Below are 20,913 nucleotides of genomic sequence, written 5' to 3'. Positions count from 1 at the left end.
TTCGTAATGAATGTATATTTTGGGGAATAGTTGAATTTATCAAAGGGGAAAGTCATGACATCAAATCAAAATAACAAAAAGCCTGCACCAGTTGTTCCATCAACTGGCGATAAAAAGTCTATCAACGAAAGTAACAATGGTAGAGGTGCGTTCTCGGATAACACAGTTACTAACACGACAGCTGCACCTGTTAGGCCAAGAAATACTGATTCCAATTCAGGCAACAAGCCTAAAAATGGATAAAGTTAAAACTCATGCATTATTTAGCTCTCCCCCATGAGTAAACCAAAGTATTGCGATCATACTGAATACGACACAATGAGTTTCGATGTGAGAAGATCGATACGTTATCATCTGGCTCGACAAGCATATTTTGAGGACTGGAGCAGGATAATAACAGGACTAAACATTTTATTAAGCTCTTCGGCAATAGTAAGCTTAACGTCAGAAAACCCAAAGCTTGCACCAGTGCTAATGTTATTACTAGCAGTTCTAAATACTGTAGATTTGGTTGTAGGTACATCGAAATCAGCATGGTTGCATAGAGACCTAAAAAACCAATTTATAGAGCTGGAGAAAGCGTTCTTCAGGGATGAGAGAATTACTCAAGCAGAACTCAACGAGGCAAAAAGCATAAGGCTATCAATTGAAGCCCTTGAGCCGCCTATATACAGAAATTTAGATTTGTATTGTCACAATGAGTTGGTTAACTCGATGCATTGGGACAGCGAAGAGGACAAGTTAAAAAATTTAGTGAAAATCGGTTGGTTTAGAAAGCGTCTAAGAAACTACATCAGAACTGTCAAATAATTAATTTAGTGGACTACATAGACAAGACTAAAGCCTTTCAACCGCCACCTTTATTTCCTCAGCGGAATACCTTAATCCTATCGATACGGTAACTGCCGACAAAAACGGTGAATTTAAACTGAAGGTTAATCGTTATAAAGATGTCGTTGTGATGGCGGACGGTAAAAGAGTTGTCGGTTTGGGCGAAGAAACATACGTTTGGTTGAAGATATACGAACCTAATTTATCGAGCTTTTCCGACAAGCTTGAGCTTAATAATCAAAGCGAAATTAGCAACACAACTATGGTAGGTTTACCAATCTAGTTTGTTTGTTCTTAGGAGTATTGGTATGGCAAAGGATGACGGTAAAACCCCCAAACTAAAGTTAAACTCTATAGCATGGATTGGCGTATTTGCTTTCGTTTGTTTTACTACGTTCGGTGCGTACTTAATTACGAAATCGGGTAATCTGGAACTTTCGAGTGCTGCATCCTTTGGAGATTATCTGGGCGGCACACTTAATCCAGTATTTGCGCTGCTTGGTATTTTCCTTCTGGCTATGACATTGCACCAGAACAATGTGGCACTTGAGCTTACAAGGGCCGAGTTAGAAAAATCAGCAGAACAGATGAAGTTGTCGGCAGACGCATTAAGCAAGCAAGAACAGCACATGAGACTTGAAAGTGCAGAAAAAACAATAATTTTTATATGCCAAGAAATCGAAAATATATATCACTTGGAGACTGGTAAGCGAGCTTTGACTCCAGAAGGGCTTTCGTCAAAAACTCTCCTTTCAGTTTCTAAAGATATTTTCTCTGCACTTGAAATCGGCCTTGCAAATGCAGCTATCAGAGCTTTTTTAGATTTTGAGGAAGGGTTTGATAGGGCCATTATCTTACTAATTCAATTAGCAAAACTTACTTTAGACAAAGAGCAAGCAGTTAAAGAACATTTACTAGTGATAATATCTTGCAAACTCGAGCTGGAATTTCTTTGGATTGCATATATTAAAACGTCGAATGCAGCAGTTAATGGCGATTATCTATACTCTAAAGAACAGCTAGAGCCAGTTTTGGCTCTCATGTTGGCTATATCAGAACTGGTTGAAGTCAGTATTTTAGAGCACCCTGTATATCTATGCTTATCTGAAAAGTAATTAGCAAAACGCTTTAATCCAGCCAGCCCCTAACCTAACGCGATACTGACAGCAGACCTTAGCTGTCTGTATCGCGCCCATGCAAACAACCGCACTTAACACCCATACCATAGATTTTCAGCATGCTGTTGCCTTTGTTCTGGCAAGGGAAGGCGGTTACGTTTGCCACGTCGATGATCCAGGCGGTGAAACCAATTTCGGTATATCGAAGAGGGCTTACCCGCGTGAAGATATTATTAATCCCGCTAAACAACGTGCTGATTTACTGCATCGTCTGAAGCATTAGCTTGTACTCACTGAACCAAACTGCCTTTTAAAAAGCTATTTAAGTGCCGATTAAACAGATTTAACCTTCTCAGAATAGTGCTGATAGCTTAAAAACAGCTTACACGGGCCTGATGTCATGTGAGGCGCTTTCGAGGCTACACCAATAGCTAAGTACAAACTTCCGCGACTAAATTCTCAAACTGCCCTGCGCAAATTCTCAAACTAATCGGGCAATTAAAAAGGCTCACTTTATTGCAGAGAGAGGGATTCACTCGTGCCATCCATGCCACTCGCCCTTCGGGTGGCAAAGCCATGCAAAACGGCTATCCTGCCGGTTTGTGCCAGCACCATCCATGGCCCTGGCCCTGCGGGCCGCACTAAAGTGCGTTCCAATTCTCTCCCGGCGAATTGGTCGAACTCAGGGGTCGAACCAAAACCTCGCTCACCGCGTTAAAATAAAAAACCCGAGCTTTTGGCAGCACCGAGGGATTGCCAGCACCATCCATGGCGCTGGCCCTGCGGGCCGCACTAAAGTGCGTCCAAATTCGCTCCCGGCGAATTTGTCGAACCGAAGGGTTCTCATCAAGTCCTCTGTCTCGACGCATAAATGAAAAAGGCCCACGCTTTTAGCGTGGGCCTTTTTCATTTATCTGGCGGAGAGAGAGGGATTCGAACCCTCGTTAGGGGTTAACCTAAACACACTTTCCAGGCGTGCGCCTTCAGCCACTCAGCCATCTCTCCGGAACTTGCGTTGCAAGCGCGGCTATACTAGGGAAATTCACCGCGCGCTGCAACTGTTATATGCAGTAGTACTTTGTTTATGCCTGCTTTTTATACATATCAACCGAAAAGCTGATTAAGCGTTACCTTTTACCTGCGTTTTCAGCTCTTTTGCAAAGTTCAGCATGCGGTTAAGTGGCACTAAGGCTTTTTCCCGCTGTGCGGCATCAACAAAGATCTCATGACCGTTAGTATCTGTCAGGGCCGCCTCAATCGCTTTTAAGCCATTCATTGCCATCCAGGGGCAATGGGCACAGCTGCGGCACGTGGCGCCGTTACCACCGGTTGGGGCTTCAATAAAGGTCTTGCCGGGCATCTGCTGCTGCATCTTATAAAAGATGCCCTTATCGGTGGCGACAATAAAGGTGTCGTTAGGCAGCGTCTGGCTGGCTTTAATCAGCTGACTGGTTGAACCTACTGCATCAGCAAGTTGCACTACGCTGTCAGGTGATTCAGGATGCACCAGCACAGCTGCATTGGGGTACTGTTTTTTCAGCTCAACCAGGGCATTAGCTTTAAATTCATCGTGTACGATACAAGCAGCGTTCCACAGCAACATGTCAGCACCGGTTTGCTTTTGCACCCAGGCGCCCAGGTGCTTATCTGGGCCCCAGAGAATCTTTTTACCCTGGCTGTCTAAATAGTCCACTACATCCAATGCAATCGATGATGTTACTACCCAGTCGGCGCGGGCCTTTACCGCCGCGGAGGTGTTGGCATACACCACTACTACGCGCTCAGGGTGAGCATCACAAAACGCCGAGAACGGCTCTGCCGGGCAGCCTAAGTCCAGTGAACAGGTGGCATCCAGCGTTGGCATCAATACAGTTTTATTCGGCGTAAGAATTTTGGCTGTTTCGCCCATAAACTTTACCCCGGCAACGATCAGTGTTTTCGCCGGATGTTCATTACCAAAACGGGCCATTTCTAAAGAGTCTGACACGCAGCCGCCGGTTTCTTCGGCCAGTGCCTGTATTTCCGGATCAGTATAATAATGCGCTACCAGCACGGCGTCTTTTTGCTGTAACAGGGTTTTGATACGGTCTTTATAGGCTTGCTTTTCGTCACCGCTTAGTGGCAGTGGCTTTTTCGGAAAGGCAAAGTCTTGCTCTGTGAAATACAACGTCTGTTCCATAGGGCTTACCTGCTGGCTTTAAAAGGCGGCTATTATAGCGCTGCGAATTGATAAAATACAGTATGGCGGCATGGTGGGTCATGATGGATTCGAACCATCGACCAACGGATTAAAAGTCCGCTGCTCTACCAGCTGAGCTAATGACCCATGCAGGAATAACAAAGAAGTGGTGGGCCATGATGAATTCGAATCATCGACCAACGGATTAAAAGTCCGCTGCTCTACCAGCTGAGCTAATGGCCCATTTCGATAGCAAAGTTTGCGCGGTTGGTGGGTCATGATGAATTCGAATCATCGACCAACGGATTAAAAGTCCGCTGCTCTACCAGCTGAGCTAATGACCCTAACCGCGGACGCATATCTTACTGATTTACGGCTTTTGTGCAACCAATAATTGTTAAAAACCACGCTGATGTCGTCTGACTGCTCAAAATGCCAGCGTTTGGAGGTATTAAAGCTTGCAGAAAAAACCCGGCCTAAGCCGGGTTTGTATTATTTAAGTGCGTTGATTCTATCCTGCGCCAGCTTCGCTGAAGTAGCGTTGGGCTGTTTTTCCAGCAACTGGCGGTAGTACCGCAGTGCTGCATTTTTGTCGTTCTCGCGCTCTGCCACTTGCCCTAATTTTAATAAGGCATCGGCCACTTTACCAGAATCCGGGAAGTTATTTACTACCCGCTCAAAATGCGTCTTCGCTTTAGCCAGTTCATTATTGTTAAATAACAACTGTCCCAGCCAATAGTGTGCGTTAGGCGCATAGCCTGAATCAGGGTAACTCTGAATAAAGCTTTCGAACTCAGGAATTGCTGCATCATAGCGGCGCTCTTTCAGTACCATATTTACCGCTTTATCGTAGGCTTCATTTTCAGAAACATCAGATGAATACACGGCAGCACCGGCAGCAGGTACTGGGGTGTTTGCTGGTATTGTCGGTATAGTGGCAGACGGCGTTGTCTGTATTGCGCTGACACGCCGGTCTATTTCCTGATAGATATCGCGCTGACGCTGCAGGATTTCTTCAAGCTGATACGTATGTGTTTCAGTTACTCCGCGCAGTTCGCTCACTTCGTCCAGCAACAGTTGTAACTGCTGTGCCATACGAAGCTGCGCTTCTGATCTTGCTTCAACAATGCGCTCAAGCGCAGCTAAGCGCTGTTCCATAGAACCCGCAGGCTGCGCCTGTTGAGTAGTGCTAATCGCAGATCGGTTGCGGTTAATATCAGTAACCGGCGCCGGGTTAGCAATAACACTGGCGTGAGCCAGTGTTATTGCGGTAAGCAGAGTATATTTCACTGTCATGCGTATCAATATCGTAATGAGTCTGGATTAGTAGACTAACACTGCACGACGGTTTTTAGCAAAGCCTGCTTCACCACGTGAAGTATCAGCTGGCTTTTCTTCACCGTAGCTAACAGTAGAGATTTGGCCGGCAGAAACACCCAGGTTTTGCAGATACTGTACTACAGATACAGCACGACGCTCGCCCAGAGCGATGTTGTATTCTGGTGTGCCGCGCTCGTCAGTGTGACCTTCTACAGTTACACGAACACTTGGGTTAGCCGTTAAGAAAGCACCGTGAGCTTGCAGCACTTCAATAAACTCAGGACGGATAGTCGCTGTATCGAAGTCGAAGTAAATGGTGTTTTCCTGACGCAGAGCTTCCAGCTTCTGGCGTAATTGTTCTGCAGGGCTTACTGCCTGCTCAACTGTTTCAACTTGCACAGTTTCCTGGCCAACACCTGAGGTATCTGCATCAGATGCGTCAGTTGAAGAAGTTGAGCTACAAGCAGCCATGGTCAGCACTGGTAATGCGATCAATAAACTTTTTAACACTTTATTTAATTTCATGATGTTGTCCTTAGTATTTAATGTAATAACGCTTTTTCTTTTATAAAAACGGCGACCACGACGGAGACTTAACTTGCCCTTCTACCGCCGGCAGACGCGCTTTAAAACGACCGTCCATAGAAACCAGTGCTAACACCTGCGAAGAACCATGGGTGGTACTATAAATAATCATAGAACCATTTGGCGCCACGCTGGGTGACTCGTCCAGATTTGTCTTTGTTAACACTTGCAAAAAACGGGTCTGACGATCCATTTTTGCAATGTGATACTGCCCTCTGGTGCGATTCACCATTACAACCGAATTTCCATCCGGAGTGTAAGAGCCCGCCAGGTTCATTTCACCTTCAAAGGTTAAACGTCTGGTCGCACCCGTTAACAAATTTACGCTATAAAGTTGCGGATTTCCACCTCGCTCCGAACTAAATAGCAGCTCCTTACCATCAGGTGCCCACGACGGTTCAGTGTCGATAGCACGATGATTTGTTACTCGCGTTAATGCCTTAGTGGCTACATCCATCACGTAGATTTCTGCATTACCGTCTTTCGACAGCACCAGGGCCAAACGCTTACCGTCCGGCGACCATGTTGGCGCACCGTTAATACCCGGTGTGCTGCTTAACATAGTACGACGTCCGCTATAAATATCCTGTACATAAATTTGCGACTGGCGCTTTTCAAATGTCACATAAGCCAGTTTAGTGCCATCAGGCGACCAGCTGGGCGACATTAATGGCTCTTTAGAGCGCAGCAGTACTTGTTCATTTGCACCATCGTAATCGGCAACAATTAACTGATAAGGAAACTGCTGGTTACGGTTTACCAATACATAGGCAATTTTAGTTAAAAATGCACCACGCTCACCGGTAAGCTTTTCATATACTATGTCACTGATACGGTGGGCATATTGGCGGAACTGGCTGCCATTGATAGTGGTTTCACGGCTATCAAGAATATGCGCCATGCTGCCGGTTAAACGCCCGGCATTTAGCGATTGCCGATCTGCGCTGTTGCTGCCTTTTAATACGTCAATCAGTTCAAAGCTAACGGTATAACGGTCAATACCAACTTCTGTAATCTGACCTATCACAATAGCCTCAACACCTTCACGCGCCCAGGCAGCGTAGTCAATTTGTGCTGACGTAGGTGGCCGTTGTGGCATTTTTATACTGGCCAGCGGGCTAAATTTGCCGCTGCGCATCAGATCGGCAGCAATAACTTCATCAATACGCTCTTTGGGTAAATTAGCGCCTTTAAAAGTAAATGGCAGTATTGCGATCGGCCTGGCAGAATCAATACCCTCGGTAATCACAATTTCTAATGATGCCTGAGCAACCGTGCTTAGCATCATCGACATAATAACAACTGCATTTCTGAACAATTTAAACATAATCAAAATTCTGGACTCACCGTTAAGTTAATATCTTTCAACTGGTTATACACATCTGGGTCTGGCGACACAGGTAAAGTACCAGCGCGGTTCACAGCCCGCACAGCGGCGTCACATACTGTTTTATCACCACTAATCACGCCAACGCTGGTAACAAAACCATTGCTCGCTAAGCGGATATTTATCCGGCATGAGCGGCCACGCATACTTTCATCGACCAGCAAGTTACGTTGCACTGCATCGCGGATCAATGCCGTATAGCGCTGTACTTCTGTTGCGGCCTGCCTTGCCCTCGCGGCTGAACGAGCCTGCGCTTCTTTTGCCATTTGTTCCTGCATGGCTCTTTCCTGCTCAGCGCGCTCTTTAGCTTCTGCAGCCTGGCGTGCCCGCTCTGCAGCGGCTTTTTCTGCGGCTTCCTGCTCAGCTTTACGTTTTTGCTCAGCAGCTTTGGCAGCATCTTCTGCTTTTTTCCGTTCCTGCTCTTTCGCTATTCTGGCTTGTTCAGCTTCGCGCGCCTTGGCAGCTTCCTGCTCCTGCTGCTTTTTCGCATCAGCAGCAGCGGCTTTAGACTTTTTCGCTTCTTCATCTGCCTGGCGTTTTTCCGCCGCTACCCGCTTTAAACGCGCCTCTTCTTCAGCGCGGTTTTTTTCGGCCTGCTGTGCCCGGCGTTCCAGATCACGAATACGTTTTTCTTCAGCTGCACGAGCGTTATCACGCTCTTGCTGCATTTGCTGCACCCGGTTATTTAATTGCTGTTCATCTATCGCAACGGCTTCAACCGGTGCTTTGCCTTCAGATTCCAGACTAACGTTCACCATCTCGGGCGTACTGGAAAAGTCAGCGCCAAAAACCAGCAATATCACTATAGCCAGATGCAGGCCAAGCGATTTTGCCAATTGTGGATCTATTGCAACAGCCATCTCAGTTTGAATCCACGTTATCTGTCATCAGTCCAACAGAGGGTGCACCAGCACCTTTAAGCACATTGATCAGGCGGATAACAGCATCATAACTAACTTTACGATCACCCTTTACTATCACTTGCGTACCCGGCTCTATTTTCAGCCAGCTGGCCACCTCAACAGTTAACTCAGCTGCCGTAAATGGCCCTTGCTGTTTACCGTCTTTCTCAAAATAGTACAAACCGTCCTGGTCTACCGTTGCCACAAGCGGCGTTTTACCGTCTTGCATCTGCTTTATCGGCTCTGCTGCTGACTTAGGCAATTCTACCTTCACGCCCTGAGTAATCAGCGGCGTTGTTACCATAAAAATCACCAGTAGCACCAACATAACATCGATATAAGGCACTACGTTTATTTCAGCCTTCAGACGACGTTTTTTACGAACATACATCAGGCAGCTTCTCCGCCGTTAGATACCGCCTGCCGGTGCAGAATGTTGGCAAACTCTTCAACAAAGTTGGCATAACTGCTCTCAAGCATCTCTACCTGATGAGAGAACTTGTTATAAGCAATTACTGCCGGAATAGCCGCAAATAAACCAATAGCCGTAGCAATAAGTGCTTCGGCAATACCCGGAGCTACCATTGCCAGCGTAGCTTGTTCTACAGCACCTAAGGCGATAAATGAGTTCATGATACCCCATACCGTGCCAAACAGACCGATATAAGGGCTGATAGAGCCAACAGTGGCTAAAAACGGCAAGTGCATTTCCAGCCGTTCTACCTCGCGGGACAAACCAACACGCATCGCACGCTGCGTACCTTCCATTACGGCTGCAGGTTGACGGCTATTCGTTTTATGCAACCGGGCAAACTCTTTAAAGCCAGCTTTAAACAGAGTTTCTAAACCATTGTTTGATGCTCTGGCACTGACTTCGTTATACAATTTAGCTAAATCGACACCTGACCAGAACTTATCTTCAAACTTCTTTGCTTCAACCACTGCTTCACTTAACGCTTTACGCCGGCGGAAAATCATAGTCCATGACATTACTGACATCGCCAGTAAAATCAGCATAACCAGTTGCACAACAAAACTGGCTTCGATCAACAAACTTAAAATAGAAATTTCACCTGCCACGCGCTAACACCTCTGAAACTTCGGCCGGAAAAGCCCTGGCCTTCATCTCCTGTAATGAAATACAGGCTACTTTAATATGCGCTGAACAGACCAAGTCTGCCGCACTATTATGAATACTTTGCTTAAAAACTATACTAGCTTGCTTTAAGGTACTGATTTGACTCGATACCGTCAATAATTCATTAAATCTAGCTGGCTTTTTGTTATCCATTAAAACTTGTGTAACAACAAAAGCGACATTATTTGACAATAACAAATCCTGCTCAATACTCAGTGCGCGCAACCACTCGGTGCGCGCTCGCTCAAAAAATTTTAAATAATTAGCATAATAAACTATTCCTCCGGCGTCGGTATCTTCATAGTACACACGCACAGGGAATGTAAAGACTGTTTCTGACATGAGCATTCGCTTTAATTACTGCATATGATAAGTAAGCCGGGACACTAACTCAATTGCCCGACAAGCAGAACGGCAACTATATTTTTCTTCATCAGCTACTTGTAATTTTCATTTGTTTCTGTTGACCCATATAATTTTATGAGGTTCCGTAAAAAATACATTTTTTATGCCTCATTTAACTCTATATGCCAGATACACTTAGCTCTACAACAACTATGAAAGCCTGATAAAAAGTAATGTGCTGTATCTTCCATGCTTAAGATTAACCCCACATGAACAGTGCGTTTGCAAGGATGCCTCTTTAGGGGGCGGTGAAATTTTACACTAAGCTGCCCCGAACAAGTATTAGTTTTTTTAATGCTCGCGTACTAAATTTTCTCGTTTGAAGTAATTACTCCAAATCCTTATTATTACACCTGTGTTCTGAGCTAGCGCAAGAGTGAGGCAAGAAGTTACCGCACTTTAGTGAAGATCATTTGGTAGCGAGATTTGTGTTCTTACCAAATTTTGTTGCTGTTTAAGCATGTTCCCTGGATTTTTTGAAGCACTCCTTCAACTTGTTGCCCGCTCCCTGAGCGGGCTTTTTTTTATCCACGTCCTGGCTCGCACTGCAGCGTTGTTGCCGACATTAAAGCGCAACACTCACATAGTCCACTATGCTCGTATTGCACTTTAACTTGTCGCCTAGCTGCAGCACCAGCCAGTTAGTGGATACTTTCCTTCAGCTTAATCTGTTTGCGGTAAGTCAAAGCCAAAGTGCTGATACGCCCGTGGCGAGGCAATACGGCCACGCGGGGTACGCTGAATAAAACCCTGCTGAATTAAAAACGGCTCGATGACATCTTCAATGGTATCTTTTTCTTCGCCAATGGCAGCGGCTAAGTTATCCAACCCCACCGGACCACCCATAAATTTTTCAATAATGGCCAAAATAAGTTTGCGGTCCATATAATCGAAGCCTTCGGCATCCACATCAACCATCAGCAGTGCTTGCGATGCAATCTCTACAGTTACCTCACCATTGGCTTTAACCTGGGCATAATCGCGGACACGGCGCAGCAAGCGGTTGGCAATACGGGGCGTGCCGCGTGAACGTCTGGCAATTTCAGCCGCGCCGGCTTCATCCAGCACTAAATTAAGAAAATGCGCCGAGCGCAGAATGATCTGCGTTAACTCTGACACTTTATAAAACTCCAGCCGCTGTACTATGCCAAAGCGGTCGCGCAGCGGTGACGTTAAAGCACCGGCACGGGTGGTAGCACCCACTAAGGTAAAAGGCGGTAAATCCAGCTTAATTGAGCGCGCCGCAGGGCCCTCGCCGATCATAATGTCCAACTGATAGTCTTCCATCGCCGGATAGAGAATTTCTTCCACCACCGGGCTTAAACGGTGGATCTCGTCAATAAACAGTACATCGTTTGGCTCAAGGTTGGTCAGTAGCGCCGCCAGGTCACCGGCTTTTTCCAGCACGGGGCCGGAGGTGGTTTTAATATTCACGCCCATTTCGTTGGCAACTATCATCGCCAGCGTGGTTTTACCCAAACCCGGCGGGCCGAAGATCAGCAGGTGGTCCAGCGGATCGCCTCTGCCGCGGGCGGCTTCGATAAAAATCGCCATCTGCTGACAGACATGCTCTTGCCCGGTGTAATCGGCCAGAGTTTTTGGCCTTATCGCGCGGTCAATTACCTCGTCTTCACGGGTGGCACTGGTTTGAATTAAACGATCAGCTTCTATCATGGTTTACATCATGCTCCGCAGCGCCGCTTTAATCAGCTGCTCACTGCTCATGCCGCTTTGTTTTACCTTTTGCACGGCTTTATCCGCCTGCAGCTGGCTGTAACCCAGCGATACCAGCGCGCTGGCAGCATCTTGCTCTGCACTTTGCTCCGGGCTGAAAATCGCTTCATCGTCCTGCAGCATTAAGCCATCGGTAATTGGCGTGTTAGGTGCTATGCCCCAATCTTTTAACCGATCGCGCATTTCTACCACTAAACGCTCTGCGGTTTTTTTGCCCACGCCGGGTAATTTCACCAGGGTGCTGACATCATCAAGTTGTACGCAGCGGACAAATTGCTGCGCGGTCATACCGGATAATATGGTCAGGGCGAGTTTGGGGCCTACACCGTTGGCTTTGATCAATTGGCGAAACAGCGCGCGCTCACTTTGATTAACAAAGCCATATAACAACTGGGCGTCTTCGCGCACAACGAAATGGGTATAGATAGTGGCTTCAACGCCGGTAGCCGGCAGCTGATAAAAACTGGTCAGCGGCAGCTGTACTTCATAGCCGACACCGGCTACTTCTATTAATAGATCCGGCGCCTGCTTTTCCAACAGAATACCGCGTAAACGTCCAATCATAAGGTCTGCTTATAGAATAAGGTGATAAATCCGCTTAGCGTAACCGGCCGCGCACGGTTTTGCGCGCCTGACCGGCCAAACTGATTAAACTCTGCTGAGTATGCCCATGACACAGGGCGACTGCAAGCGCATCGGCGGCGTCAGCCTGGGGGTTGGCCGGTAACTTTAATAAGGTGCGCACCATATGCTGTACCTGGGCTTTATCGGCCGCACCGGTGCCGACTACCGACTGTTTTACCTGGCGCGCTGAGTATTCATATACCTCAAGCCCGGCGTGTTTGGCCGCGACTATGGCCGCGCCACGTGCCTGGCCCAGCTTTAAGGCAGAGTCAGCATTACGCGCCATAAACACCTGCTCAATGGCAAAAATAGTCGGCTGGGTTTGGCTGATAATTTCGCTGACGCCGTTGAAAATATCCAGTAAGCGCTCGGGCAGTAAATCAGTAGTGGTCAGGCGGATACAGCCGCTGGCAACATACTCAAACTTCATGCCCACCTGGCGCACAACGCCGTAGCCGGTTAAACGGCTGCCCGGGTCAATGCCCAGAATAATATTCACTGTTGCGCCACGCTTAACTGTGCTCTGCCATCAGCTCGTCACTGATATCGGCATTGTGATACACGTTTTGCACATCGTCTGAGTCTTCCAATTGGTCGAGCATTTTAAAAAACGCTGCTACATGATCTGCATCGACTTCAGCACGGGTTGCAGGTATCAGGGTTACTTCGCTGCTATCCGGCATAAAACCAGCGGCTATCAGGGCGTCTTTCACATCATTAAACTGCTCAGTAGCGGTCAGTACTTCAAAGCTGCCATCATCATGACTGATAATATCCTCGGCACCGGCGTTTAGCGCGGCTTCCATCAGACTATCTTCATCCACGCCCGGGGCAAATATCAGTACGCCACGGCGGCTGAATAAATAGGCTACCGAACCACTGGTACCCAGGCTGCCACCGGCCTTGGTGAACGCATGGCGTACATCGGCCACGGTGCGCTTGTGGTTGTCGGTCATGGTTTCTACAATCACCGCTACGCCATTCGGGCCGTAGCCTTCATATACCAGCTCTTCGTAGTTTTCACCCTCGCTGGCACCGGCACCGCGTTTAATCGCGCGATCTATCGTATCGCGGGTCATATTTTCTGACAGGGCTTTATCCACCGCCAAACGCAGCCGCGGGTTGACAGTAACATCAGGGTTTAAGCGGGCAGCGACGGTTAGCTCGCGGATAATCTTGGTAAAAATTTTATTCTTTTTCGCATCCTGACGGGCTTTGCGATGCTTCATGTTCGCCCATTTACTATGGCCGGCCATCAGTTACTCCTTAGTTGTGGCAGCAAGATTGCTGCCACGGTATTGCAGGTAAAAATAGTAAAACTTATTCTGCTTTAGCTACCACGGCGATGCCAAGCTCTGCCAGCTGCGCCGGGTTAGCAGCGCCCGGGGCATCAGTCAACGGACAAGCAGCAGTGGCGGTTTTCGGGAACGCCATCACATCACGTATTGAAGTGGCGCCGGTCATCAGCATAACCAGACGGTCCAGGCCGAAAGCTAAACCGGCGTGCGGCGGCGTGCCGTATTTTAACGCTTCCAGTAAGAAACCAAACTTTTCGCTGGCTTCTTCATCGCTGATACCCAACAAGGTAAATACCTTAGCCTGGACGTCGGCGCTGTGAATACGCACCGAACCACCGCCTAACTCAGTGCCGTTTAACACCATATCGTAAGCGTTAGACAGCAGTTTACCCAGCTCAAGCTCGTTATTGGCAGTGTTTAAAAACGCCGCCGTATCCAGTGGCGAGGTAAAAGGGTGATGTACAGCAGAAAAACTGCCGTCGTCGTTTTCTTCAAACATCGGGAAGTCCACTACCCACAACGGTTTCCAGCCAGGCTGAGTAATGCCTAAGTCTTCACCCAGCTTTAAGCGCAGCGCGCCCATTGCTTCACACACCACTTTATAGCTATCGGCACCGAAGAAAATTAAATCGCCGTTGGCAGCACCAGTGCGGGCAATAATAGTGCTGATAATCTCCGGCGTTAAAAACTTCGCCACCGGCGATTGCACGCCATCCGCGCCTGAGGCAACATCATTCACCTTCATCCAGGCTAAGCCTTTGGCACCGTAAATGCCAACAAAGCTGGTGTAGTTATCGATATCTTTACGCGATACTTTTTCGGCAGCACCGGGTACTTTAAGGGCTACTACCCGGCCTTTGGCATCATTAGCCGGGCCGGAGAATACTTTAAATTCAACGTCTTTGAGTAAGTCGGCGACATCAACAAACTGCATCGGGTTACGTAAATCAGGTTTGTCTGAGCCATACAGCCGCATCGCTTCCCAATACTGCATGCGTGGCATCTTACCTAAATCGACACCCAGTAACTGATTAAACATTTGTACAACCATCTGCTCGGTCACTTCCATGACCTGCTCTGCGCTCATAAAAGAGGTTTCAATATCGATCTGGGTAAATTCCGGCTGGCGATCAGCCCGTAAATCTTCATCGCGGAAGCATTTTACAATTTGATAGTAGCGATCCAGGCCCGACATCATCAGTAGTTGTTTAAACAACTGCGGCGATTGCGGCAGGGCAAAAAACTCGCCTTTGTGGGTGCGGCTTGGTACTAAGTAGTCACGCGCGCCTTCGGGTGTAGCTTTAGTTAAAATGGGTGTTTCGACATCCATAAAGCCATGGCTGTCCATAAAGTTACGCACAAAGCTGGTGACTTTAGCGCGAAACTTTAATCGCTCACTCATCAGCGGCCGGCGCAGGTCAAGGTAGCGGTACTTTAAGCGCTGCTCTTCACTGTTGTTTTGGTTAGAGTCCAGCGGCAAAGGTGCAGCTTTATTGAGGATAATAAGTTCGCTGGCGTACACTTCTACCGCGCCGGTAGCCATATCTTTGTTAATTTGCGAGTCTGGTCGTGCCCGCACCTGGCCTTTGATTTGAATACAAAATTCATTGCGCAGTGTATAGGCAACGTCAAACAGGTCTTTTAAATCCGGGTCGCAGACCACCTGCACCATGCCTTCACGGTCACGCAAGTCTAAGAAAATCAAACCACCCAGATCGCGGCGCCGGTTAACCCAGCCGCATAAAGACACTTGTTGCCCAACATGTTGTGCGGTTAATAAACCACAATAATGGCTACGCATTAAACCTTCCTTCTACCTTGCTAATCAGCGGCACTAAAATGACGGCTAATTATATAGAAATGACGCCTAATGTCACTGCCCGCTTACGAAAACACCGATCGGGAAAAACAATACTGATTCTTGCCCTGCTGCTTAACCCGATACATCAGGCTATCGGCTACTTTCAGCAGTTTAGCACTGTCGGTACCATCATCAGGGTATACTGCAATGCCAATGCTGGCACCTACCTGAACTTCACCAACCGATAAGGTGACCGCTTGGCTTAACTGGTGTAGCATTTTCTCTGCAACTATAGCGGCATCTTCGCGGCTAAGCAGGCCGGTGAGCAACACAACAAATTCATCGCCGCCAAAGCGGGCAACGGTATCGCTTTTTCTGACAGCTTCTTTGAGCAGCAAAGCGAGTTTCAGCAGCAGTTCGTCGCCTACATCATGGCCATACAGATCGTTGACTTCTTTAAAGCCGTCCAGATCGATAAATAGCAGTGCCAGAATTTCATTGTGCCGGGCATGTTGTAATAAAGCCTGTTCTATCCGCTCTTTAATCAGGCCGCGGTTAGGTAACTGCGTTAAATCATCATGTGTGGCCATAAAACGCATTTTTTGTTCAGCCTGCCGGCGCAGGCGTACTTCTTTACGCAATGACAAATTCCAAAGCACAAAAAATGTCAACAGCACCAGCGCTGCGCCACCAATCTGCCACATCATGCGGTTAAACTGAGCTTTATTAATGCCCTGTGTTATCTGAAAACTAAACCACTTTTGATACAACTGTTGCCGTTCCGCTTGGCCAATGCTGCGCAGGCCCTTGTTCAGGATCTCTAATAGCGGCGGGTAATCGTTGCGTACAGCTATCAGTGAAGGATAAGACGGTAAATCATCCAGTACTTGTACACGCAGATACATGTAACCAGTCTGGCGCAGCATTTCACTGGCTGCCTCGACAGAGTCGATGACAAAATCGACCTCATGTTGCAGCAGCAAATCCAGAGCACGGCGCAAATCAACAACAGGCTTTACGTCAATTTGCGGATAAACGTCGTTAAGATGTTTAGCCAGTTGATAGTCTTTATAAATTGCTACCCGTTTACCATTCAGATCAGCCGTACTGAGTACGGTAGCCTCATCGCCCCGGCTGATAGTCGCCCACTGTATTGACCAGAACTCATCGCTAAATACCGCATAACTTTTACGATCTTCGCGCTGCGAAACGTTGGCAATAAGGTCGAGATTTTTCTGCTGCAGATCAGCCAGCATAACGTCGAACTGGCTGTAAACGGTGATATCAAAATCAATGTTCATCCGCTGGCTAAGCAAGTTAAACATATCCACGGTAACTCCGGCAGGATTGCCATTTTCGTCAACAAACTCCATCGGCGCCCAGTCGCTGAGCATACCAACACGCAACTTGCTATGGTTACTCAACCAGTCTGTTTCTTTTGCTGATAACGGCACTTTGTCGCGAAAAGCGGCAAAATAATGCTGCGATTTATCTGTGATCCAACGTTGTTCTGCCTGTTCCAGTGTATCAAGCTTAAGCGCAACAAAACCCTGTCGGATATGCTCTGCCAACTCAGGTTTATCTGCCCTGACCAGGCTGTACAACGGCGAGCTGACGCCGCTTGATTCAAGCTTGCTAAAACTATCCCACATGTTTAACTGCTGTAAACGCATTGGCATAGTGGCTGAAGCACCAAAAAAACCCAGTAAATATCCGCTTAAGGAGGCATCCAGCATCTCGTTCAGGGTGCGATACCTTACAAACGCTAATTGTGGATAACGCGCCTGCAACTCGGCTACATAGGGTGCATTTTCAAACACCCCCACTTTACCGGTGCTGCTGTCGTCTAAGTGCTTCAACTGTAATTTGGCCAGGCTGAAAAATTCTGAATTAAAGCTGTATAGCTGATGTGCATCCAGCAAATTGTCGGGCAGCCCCTTGTTGTCTGGAAAAGCCACCACCACATCAATCCGGCCTTTTTGCAAATTACTCAGATTATTAAACGAAGAGTCCGGTACAAAAGCGATTTTTGTGCCGGTTTGTTCAGACCACAGCTGCCACATATCAACAAACAGGCCCTGTGCCTCGCCCTGCAGCGACACATGCATATACGGCTGGTTATCAATAGACACGCCAAGCAGCAAGGTATCCTGCTGTGCCGGCACGCCCAGCCAGCGTCTTTCCAGCTCATCAATAAAACTACGGTTAAGCCGCGCGGTTGCATCTGCCAACTGCTGTGCCAGCGCATCATTGCCCGGCATAACCGCGAATGCCAACTCCATACGCCGTAGCGCAATACGCCGGTATAAAGGGAATTTGCGATTTAGTTCTTCATAACCCGGATATTGAGCCGACAGCCGGTCAAGGCCGGTAAAAGCGGCTACCTTGCCATCCAAGGCGGCTTGATATAAAGCCGTAACATTAGAAAAATACATAAAATTGCCTTGCGGCAGTTGCTGCTTTAAGGCTGACAAATGGCCGGTATTTTCTACCACGCCGATTACAAAGGGCTGTAAGTCAGTTAACGAGTTAACACCCATTAAATCGCGCATGACATAGATATTACTAAAGGCGTCGATATTCAGCTCTGTCAGCTTAAACATAGCACGGCGCTCTGGTGTGCTTGCCATGGCACCGTGCAGTTGCACCTCACCTTGCTGCAACAGCTTTAACGTGTCTGGCCAGTCGGCAGCAATAAAATCTATCTGGATATTTTCCTGCCGCGCCACTTCGCGCCAGTAATCTACCGCCAGGCCTGCCAGTTCACCTTCATTGTTGATAAACATATAAGGATAAGAGTCGGAACTTAATGCTACCTGCAGCCTGGAGGGCAAACCAGTTGCAGACACATCAAAGTGTACCAGCGAGAATATCAGCAACACAGCTAAGATAGATTTGCCAATCATTATGTTATGCTTCCCAGCTTTAGTCTGTTAGTTGTACGCCGCCTCAGGAGTAAGGTCAAGTCACCTATGTTATATCTCGGCTGCCCGGTATGGGCCAACCCCAAATGGAAAAATGCCATCTACACCAGAGATGCCAAAGCAACCGACTTTTTGCCGCAATATGCCCGTTATTTTAACAGTGCTGAAGGCAATACCACCTTCTATGCTGATCCTTCAGATGATACGTTACAACGCTGGCAGCAAGACACACCCGACCACTATCGCTTTGTGTTAAAAGTGCCGCAGCGCATCAGCCATCATGGCGGCGCAGACAGCCTGCAGCAGTTGCAAGACTGGCTTAAACGTATGGCAGTGCTTGGGCAGAAACTGGCACTGGTGCACCTGCAACTACCCGCCCGCACCGGTCCGGCCGACTTTAGCTATATCAGTACCCTGGTTGAACAGATTAGCCAGCAGTGCCGCTGTGCGCTGGAAGTACGCCATCCGGCCTTTTTTGACAAAGGCCAATATGAAATTCAACTGCACAAGATGCTGCAACATTATGGCGCTGAGCGCGTGGTTATTGACAGCAGAGCCTTATTCTCAGTACCGGCAACTACTCAGGCGTTAACAGATGCCCAGGCCAAGAAACCACGGGTGCCGGTGCATGCGATAAGCTTCAGTCAAACACCGGTGCTGCGCTTTATCGCTACCGATGATATGGCGCTAAACCGGCAGTTTTATCAGCCATGGTTAAGCAAAGTGCAGCAATGGCTGGATGAAGGCAAAAGCCCGTTTTGTTTTTTTCATACGCCGGATAACCATTTAGCGCCGCAGTTATGCCGCCAGTTTGCACAGGATTTAGCCTACCCTCACAGCTGTCTGGACCCCTGGCCTGGCGAGCAGCAATTCAGCTTGCTGTAGTTTTGCGGTATTTAAGGTAAAATAGCGCCACTTACACTGTTTCCTACCGACAAGTTTTTATGCAAAAAGATGCTATTTTCGCCGAACCACTGGCTCATATTCAGGATTTTCGCTTTGACGATCAGGTGGCAGATGTATTTCCTGACATGATCCAACGCTCTGTGCCGGGCTATCAAACGATTATTCAAACCATTGGCAAGCTTAGCGGCCGCTTTCAACAAGCCGACAGCAATTACTACGATCTCGGCTGTTCATTAGGCGCCGCCACCCTTGCGATGCGACGTAATATTACTGCAGCTAACAGCCGTATTATTGCGGTAGATAACAGCAGCGCCATGGTAGAACGTTGCGAGCGGCATTTGCAGGCGTTTCGTTCCGACATACCGGTTGAAGTAAAACTGGCTGATATTCGCCAGCAACCGATTGAACAGGCCGCCATAGTGGTGATTAACTTTACCTTGCAGTTTTTACCCAAAGAAGATCGCAACACCCTGATTAACCGCGTGTATCAGGGCTTAAAACCCGGTGGTTTATTGCTCCTGTCGGAAAAGTTTATCAACAACGACCAGCTGACAAACGACTTACTGGTGGAGTTACACCACGACTTTAAACGCGCCAACGGCTACAGCGAGCTGGAAATCAGCCAAAAACGCAGCGCGCTGGAAAATGTGATGAAACCCGACACTCTGCCGGAACACCAGCAACGCTTGCAGCAAGCCGGCTTTACCAGCCAAACCTTGTGGTTTCAGTGTTTTAATTTCTGCTCCATGGTCGCAATTAAATAAGGCCACTCTTAGATAAGGTTAGCTATGCTCGATTTCACGCCTTTTTACGCTCAACTGGCCAGTAATAAACTGCACAGCTGGTTACAGACGTTACCTGCGCAGCTGGCAGCCTGGAGCAAAGACGCTCTGCATGGCGACTTTAAACAGTGGCAAAAAGTAATTACTAATTTGCCGGCAACCAGGCCCACGCTTACTGAGCTGAAAAGCGCAGTGCAGTTTGGTACCGCAGACGATATCAGCAGCGGTGAAGTACAGCAGATCCGCTATTTGCTGCAGCAGTTAAAACCCTGGCGCAAAGGCCCGTTCAGGATCCATGGTATTGATATCGATACCGAATGGCGCTCTGACTTTAAATGGGACCGGGTACTGCCGCATATTGCTCCGCTGGCAAAGCGCACTGTACTGGATGTAGGCTGTGGCAGTGGTTATCACCTGTGGCGTATGCGCGGTGAAGGCGCAGACTTTGTCGTCGGCATAGACCCATCGCAGCTGTTTTATGCCCAGTTTCAGGCAATTAAACATTTTAATCCCGACCCGGCAGTTAATCTGATCCCGATTGGGATAGACGAGATGCCATCACTGAAACAGTTTGATACCGTATTCTCAATGGGCGTGTTGTACCACCGCCGCTCACCGCTGGATTTTCTGCAACAGCTGAAAAACCAACTGCGCCCGGGTGGCGAGTTGATCCTGGAGACCTTAGTGGTAGAAGGTGACGAACATACGGTATTAGTGCCCGGCGAGCGTTACGCCAAGATGCGCAATGTCTGGTTTATTCCCAGCGTTGCTGCGCTAACGCACTGGCTGCAAAGGTTAGGCTTTAGCAATGTGCGGCTGGTGGATCTAAACCGCACCAGCTTAGACGAGCAGCGCAAAACCGACTGGATGGAAAACGAAAGTTTAATTGATTTTCTCGATGCAACTGATCATAGTAAAACCATAGAAGGTTATCCGGCGCCGCTTCGGGCGGTGATCGTCGCCAACGTATAACGCCACA

At 48.0% G+C, this 20,913-nt stretch carries 21 protein-coding genes and 4 tRNA genes; 7 read left to right on the top strand and 18 right to left on the bottom strand.

The features are described from left to right. Positions 1-54: 54 nt before the first annotated feature. The 4 genes from AR688_RS20115 to AR688_RS04440 all read left to right on the top strand — a co-directional run bounded on the left by AR688_RS20115 (position 55) and on the right by AR688_RS04440 (position 2,232). The gene (locus tag AR688_RS20115; protein ID WP_156420203.1) at positions 55-243 is read left to right on the top strand and encodes a hypothetical protein; all 189 of its coding nucleotides are present in this window, start codon (positions 55-57) and stop codon (positions 241-243) included. A gap of 33 nt (positions 244-276) precedes the next feature. Beyond that, a complete protein-coding gene (locus tag AR688_RS20110) occupies positions 277-810 on the top strand; it encodes a hypothetical protein (protein ID WP_156420202.1) in 534 nt (177 codons plus the stop codon). A gap of 329 nt (positions 811-1,139) precedes the next feature. Then, positions 1,140-1,946, top strand: coding sequence for a hypothetical protein (locus AR688_RS04445; RefSeq protein WP_068229658.1), 807 nt, complete (start codon positions 1,140-1,142; stop codon positions 1,944-1,946). A gap of 79 nt (positions 1,947-2,025) precedes the next feature. After that, positions 2,026-2,232, top strand: a complete 207-nt coding sequence (locus AR688_RS04440; protein ID WP_068229656.1) for a glycosyl hydrolase 108 family protein — start codon at positions 2,026-2,028, stop codon at positions 2,230-2,232. Positions 2,233-2,864: 632 nt separating this feature from the next. On the opposite strand, the gene AR688_RS04430 is transcribed toward AR688_RS04440, so the two are convergent. From AR688_RS04430 to AR688_RS04345, 18 genes are all read right to left on the bottom strand, one after another. Next, positions 2,865-2,954, bottom strand: a tRNA-Ser gene (locus tag AR688_RS04430). A 115-nt stretch (positions 2,955-3,069) separates the two neighbouring features. Next, positions 3,070-4,128, bottom strand: a complete 1,059-nt coding sequence (gene nadA / locus AR688_RS04425) for a quinolinate synthase NadA (protein ID WP_068229651.1) — start codon at positions 4,126-4,128, stop codon at positions 3,070-3,072. A gap of 71 nt (positions 4,129-4,199) precedes the next feature. Beyond that, positions 4,200-4,275: transfer RNA gene (locus AR688_RS04420), tRNA-Lys, on the bottom strand. 20 nt (positions 4,276-4,295) lie between these two features. Next, positions 4,296-4,371 (bottom strand) — tRNA-Lys (locus tag AR688_RS04415). Positions 4,372-4,396: 25 nt separating this feature from the next. Beyond that, positions 4,397-4,472: transfer RNA gene (locus AR688_RS04410), tRNA-Lys, on the bottom strand. Between the two features lie 148 nt (positions 4,473-4,620). After that, positions 4,621-5,424 carry a tol-pal system protein YbgF gene (gene ybgF / locus AR688_RS04405; RefSeq protein WP_068229648.1) on the bottom strand — a complete coding sequence of 268 codons (804 nt, stop codon included), beginning with the start codon at positions 5,422-5,424 and terminating at the stop codon, positions 4,621-4,623. A gap of 27 nt (positions 5,425-5,451) precedes the next feature. Continuing rightward, the gene (pal, locus tag AR688_RS04400; RefSeq protein ID WP_068229646.1) at positions 5,452-5,973 is read right to left on the bottom strand and encodes a peptidoglycan-associated lipoprotein Pal; all 522 of its coding nucleotides are present in this window, start codon (positions 5,971-5,973) and stop codon (positions 5,452-5,454) included. Positions 5,974-6,013: 40 nt separating this feature from the next. Then, positions 6,014-7,360, bottom strand: coding sequence for a Tol-Pal system beta propeller repeat protein TolB (gene tolB / locus AR688_RS04395; RefSeq protein WP_068229643.1), 1,347 nt, complete (start codon positions 7,358-7,360; stop codon positions 6,014-6,016). Positions 7,361-7,362: 2 nt separating this feature from the next. After that, positions 7,363-8,280 (bottom strand): cell envelope integrity protein TolA, encoded by a 918-nt coding sequence (gene tolA, locus AR688_RS04390; protein ID WP_068229642.1) that lies wholly within the window; start codon positions 8,278-8,280, stop codon positions 7,363-7,365. A 1-nt stretch (position 8,281) separates the two neighbouring features. Next, the gene (tolR, locus tag AR688_RS04385; protein WP_068229639.1) at positions 8,282-8,713 is read right to left on the bottom strand and encodes a protein TolR; all 432 of its coding nucleotides are present in this window, start codon (positions 8,711-8,713) and stop codon (positions 8,282-8,284) included. Beyond that, positions 8,713-9,402: a protein TolQ gene (gene tolQ, locus AR688_RS04380; RefSeq protein WP_068229636.1), complete on the bottom strand. Its 690-nt coding sequence runs from the start codon at positions 9,400-9,402 to the stop codon at positions 8,713-8,715. Before tolQ ends, tolR begins: the two co-directional genes overlap by 1 nt. After that, positions 9,392-9,802 carry a tol-pal system-associated acyl-CoA thioesterase gene (gene ybgC / locus AR688_RS04375; protein ID WP_068229635.1) on the bottom strand — a complete coding sequence of 137 codons (411 nt, stop codon included), beginning with the start codon at positions 9,800-9,802 and terminating at the stop codon, positions 9,392-9,394. Before ybgC ends, tolQ begins: the two co-directional genes overlap by 11 nt. A 726-nt stretch (positions 9,803-10,528) precedes the next feature. After that, on the bottom strand, positions 10,529-11,539 hold the full coding sequence (gene ruvB, locus AR688_RS04370) for a Holliday junction branch migration DNA helicase RuvB (RefSeq protein WP_068229632.1): 1,011 nt from the start codon (positions 11,537-11,539) through the stop codon (positions 10,529-10,531). Positions 11,540-11,542: 3 nt separating this feature from the next. Next, a complete protein-coding gene (ruvA, locus tag AR688_RS04365) occupies positions 11,543-12,163 on the bottom strand; it encodes a Holliday junction branch migration protein RuvA (RefSeq protein ID WP_068229629.1) in 621 nt (206 codons plus the stop codon). 34 nt (positions 12,164-12,197) lie between these two features. Beyond that, a complete protein-coding gene (gene ruvC / locus AR688_RS04360; RefSeq protein ID WP_068229624.1) occupies positions 12,198-12,722 on the bottom strand; it encodes a crossover junction endodeoxyribonuclease RuvC in 525 nt (174 codons plus the stop codon). 13 nt (positions 12,723-12,735) lie between these two features. After that, positions 12,736-13,479 (bottom strand): YebC/PmpR family DNA-binding transcriptional regulator, encoded by a 744-nt coding sequence (locus AR688_RS04355; protein ID WP_068229621.1) that lies wholly within the window; start codon positions 13,477-13,479, stop codon positions 12,736-12,738. Positions 13,480-13,543: 64 nt separating this feature from the next. Further along, positions 13,544-15,322, bottom strand: coding sequence for an aspartate--tRNA ligase (gene aspS, locus AR688_RS04350; protein ID WP_068229618.1), 1,779 nt, complete (start codon positions 15,320-15,322; stop codon positions 13,544-13,546). 83 nt (positions 15,323-15,405) lie between these two features. Beyond that, on the bottom strand, positions 15,406-18,228 hold the full coding sequence (locus AR688_RS04345) for a transporter substrate-binding domain-containing protein (RefSeq protein ID WP_068229616.1): 2,823 nt from the start codon (positions 18,226-18,228) through the stop codon (positions 15,406-15,408). Positions 18,229-18,294: 66 nt separating this feature from the next. On the opposite strand from AR688_RS04345, the gene AR688_RS04340 reads away from it, so the two are divergent. The 3 genes from AR688_RS04340 to cmoB are packed head-to-tail and all read left to right on the top strand — an operon-like array spanning position 18,295 to position 20,906. Further along, the gene (locus tag AR688_RS04340; protein WP_068229613.1) at positions 18,295-19,131 is read left to right on the top strand and encodes a DUF72 domain-containing protein; all 837 of its coding nucleotides are present in this window, start codon (positions 18,295-18,297) and stop codon (positions 19,129-19,131) included. A 59-nt stretch (positions 19,132-19,190) separates the two neighbouring features. Then, positions 19,191-19,916, top strand: coding sequence for a carboxy-S-adenosyl-L-methionine synthase CmoA (gene cmoA / locus AR688_RS04335; RefSeq protein ID WP_068229608.1), 726 nt, complete (start codon positions 19,191-19,193; stop codon positions 19,914-19,916). A 24-nt stretch (positions 19,917-19,940) separates the two neighbouring features. Further along, a complete protein-coding gene (gene cmoB / locus AR688_RS04330; protein ID WP_068229605.1) occupies positions 19,941-20,906 on the top strand; it encodes a tRNA 5-methoxyuridine(34)/uridine 5-oxyacetic acid(34) synthase CmoB in 966 nt (321 codons plus the stop codon). The last annotated feature ends 7 nt before the right edge of the window (positions 20,907-20,913 follow it).

Source organism: Rheinheimera sp. EpRS3 (assembly GCF_001513785.1).
GTDB lineage: Bacteria > Pseudomonadota > Gammaproteobacteria > Enterobacterales > Alteromonadaceae > Alishewanella.
Note: the sequence above shows the minus strand (reverse complement) of the source record. Positions and strands in the feature narration are given on the sequence as shown.